Annotated in this window: 4 protein-coding genes; 2 read left to right on the top strand and 2 right to left on the bottom strand. The window is 48.8% G+C overall.

Features of this window, described 5'->3' with window-relative positions; genetic code table 11:
• Positions 1 to 256 (bottom strand): CHASE2 domain-containing protein (locus RMO35_RS07355; protein ID WP_309739748.1); only part of this gene is annotated, 256 nt, incomplete at its 3' end.
• Positions 257 to 282: 26 nt separating this feature from the next.
• Here RMO35_RS07355 and RMO35_RS07350 point away from each other — a divergent pair.
• The gene (locus RMO35_RS07350; protein ID WP_309739746.1) at positions 283 to 1,194 is read left to right on the top strand and encodes a serine/threonine-protein kinase; all 912 of its coding nucleotides are present in this window, start codon (positions 283 to 285) and stop codon (positions 1,192 to 1,194) included.
• A 276-nt stretch (positions 1,195 to 1,470) separates the two neighbouring features.
• A complete protein-coding gene (locus tag RMO35_RS07345; protein ID WP_309739743.1) occupies positions 1,471 to 2,064 on the top strand; it encodes a hypothetical protein in 594 nt (197 codons plus the stop codon).
• A gap of 14 nt (positions 2,065 to 2,078) precedes the next feature.
• Here the strand turns inward: RMO35_RS07345 and RMO35_RS07340 are convergent.
• Positions 2,079 to 2,784: trypsin-like peptidase domain-containing protein (locus RMO35_RS07340; protein ID WP_309739740.1), on the bottom strand; the 706-nt coding region annotated here is incomplete at its 5' end.

Below are 2,784 nucleotides of genomic sequence, written 5' to 3'. Positions count from 1 at the left end.
AATTGGGAATAAACCACCATAAGGGTTGGTTGTCGAGTACCGCACTGAGAATTTGACTGGTAATTTGGGCATGAACCAAGACCCCTGGCATCGTGGCATCTTCAGCCTTTCCCGCACTATAAGGGGTTAGAAATTCATCCTTAAGGGAGCTAGCAGTCGAACCGATCGCGACGATCCGATCTTTAATTAATTTAGGATCGACTCGATCGTCCAAGAGATCCGACATCGTGACGATCTGCGCCACGCCATTCTTCACACCTGTCAGCTCTACCCGCCACGACGATGGCGGCGACTACCGAAATCGATCCCAATCTGACTATTCCCCATCCAGCAGATGTCACTCTCAAACAAGAGCAAACCCCCAGTACCGCGCTCAGTGCCAGCGTGATGGCTCCGAACTATCTGCTCGATGGTCGCTATCAAGCCGAGTCTACCCTGGGCGCAGGTGGATTTGGGGTAACTTATCTAGCGCGAGATACCAAGCGTCCCGGCAAGCCGCAGTGCGTTATCAAGCAATTAGTCCCAGCGCGCCGCGATGCTAATTTTGTCAATTTGGCACGGCGGCTATTTAACACCGAAGCCGAAATTCTCTCCAAATTGGGGCATCACGCTCAGATTCCCCACTTGCTCGCTTATTTCGAGCATCAGCAGGAGTTTTATCTCGTTCAGGAATTTATCGATGGGACGCCACTCGATCGAGAGTTAGAAGGTGCAACCGCACCGTGGAGCGAATCTCAAGTGCTAGATTTATTGCGTCAGTTATTGCCAGTACTGGGTTTTATCCATTCTCAGCATGTGATCCATCGCGATCTCAAGCCGGGAAATATCATCCGCGATCGCCATCACGGTAGACTGGTGCTGATCGATTTTGGGGCAGTCAAAGAGATTCAGCCGCTAGCTGACGATCGCAATGTGACGATCGCGATCGGGACGCGGGGCTATACACCACCGGAACAGTATGCGGGACAGCCTAATTATACTAGCGATATCTATGCTCTGGGTACGATCGCGATCGAGGCTTTGACTAATACTCATCCGCGCTATCTCCCGATCGATGATACTAATGGGAATCTCATTTGGCAAGATCGGGCGATCGTGTCTCCCGTACTCGCGCAAATTTTGGATAAGATGGTGGCTTATCATTTTCGCGATCGGTATCAGTCGGCAACGGCGGTGTTGATGGATTTGCCGTAGAGGGTAAGGGGGAAAGGGGAAAGGGGAAAGGTAAGAGGTAAAAGGTAAGAGGTCAAACCCACATTCCGCACTTCATAAAATCACTGCCTAAAAAGCTTTATTTTTCGTTAAAGTAGGGTGTGTTATCCCGTCAGGGTAACGCACCGCCCAGGCTCGAACGAGGATCGGTGCGTTTTGCTGGCGCAGAAACACACCCTACTTTGACTACGCAATCGAAAAATTGAAGTAATAAAACTTTGTAGGGTGGGCACTGCCCACCGTCTATATTTAAAGATTATGTCATACAATAATTTTACGCTAGAATCTGTTATCGAACAGTTTGAATTAAGATTGATAGATAATTCTTTTTGCGAGCAGTTACCTCCGATCGAACCGAAGCCAGAATTTCTAAATATTTTCACCGATCTTCTTCCTTTAGGCGAGAAAGCTAGAACAGAAAAAGCTAAATCAGAATTATTGGTTAGTCCGATTTTAGTTGAAGCCAGAAGGTTGTCTGAAAAACGGGTGCAACTGTTCTCTGGTGAGGAGTTTAATGTAGACCAGAGTAAAGGTTTAAATGGTTTTTGTGATTTTCTGTTTAGCAGATCTGAAAATCCATTCACGATCGATGCTCCAGTGTTAATGCTGGTTGAAGCTAAGCGTGGAGAAATTGAAAATGGATTGGGTCAATGTGTCGCGGAAATGTTAGCTGCTCAAAGGTATAATCAACTTAAAAATAAAGATATTTCAACTATTTATGGTTGCGTGACTAGTGGTATTCTATGGCAGTTTCTCAAATTGGAAGGTTCTGATGTAACGATTGACTCTCGCAACTATTTGGTCGATCCAGTGCAAAAAATTCTTGGTGTTATTAAATGGATGTTAAGGTAATTAATTATTAATTATTACCTCCCTGGTTCAAAATCCGCAGCAGTTGGCGGAAACAGATCTGGCTTAATTTCGAGCGATCGCACCCGTCCTTGGCGATCGAGTTGTAATTTGAGGTTTTCACCGATGGTGCTGGCTGCTACTTGCTGCTGGACGTCACTGGGGGTAGAGATCGGGCGACCTGCGACTTGAATGATTACATCGCCGGGTAAGATGCCCGCCGTCTCTGCTGGCGAACCTGCGACCACTTCTGTGACGATCGCGCCGCGTTTGGCGGTGAGTTTCAATCTCAGACTCGGTTCTTTAGCAATTCCCGCACTTAGTTCGGCGGTGAGGGGAATCATCTGGACGCCCAGATAAGGATGCCGCACTTTACCTGTGGCAAATAGCTGGGTGGTAATCCGCGTCACCGTCTGCATGGGAATGGCAAAACCCACACCCTGAGCGTCGGCGCGAGTGGCGGTGGTAATGCCGATCGCTTCACCGCGTCCATTGAGTAGGGGGCCGCCGGAGTTGCCGGGATTGATAGCGGCGTCGGTTTGAATAAAACTCACCCGCTTGTCGGGATCGCCGACTTGAGAACTGCTGCGTCCGGTAGCACTGACGATACCGACAGTGACGGTATTATCTAAGCCCAAGGGATTGCCAATGGCGATCGCCCATTCGCCTGGTAGCAGCCGCTCGGAGTCACCTAATTTGACGGTGGGCAAGTCTTTGGCAGCC

Source organism: Chamaesiphon sp. OTE_20_metabat_361 (genome assembly GCF_031364565.1).
The sequence above is the reverse complement of the archived record's forward strand: the minus strand, read 5'-3'. Positions and strand labels throughout refer to the sequence as shown.

Bases quoted from the DNA above. Each gene is read 5' to 3' on its own strand.
- RMO35_RS07350 (WP_309739746.1), top strand. From the start codon at position 283: ATGGCGGCGACTACCGAAATCGATCCCAATCTGACTATTCCCCATCCA.
- RMO35_RS07345 (WP_309739743.1), top strand. From the start codon at position 1,471: ATGTCATACAATAATTTTACGCTAGAATCTGTTATCGAACAGTTTGAA.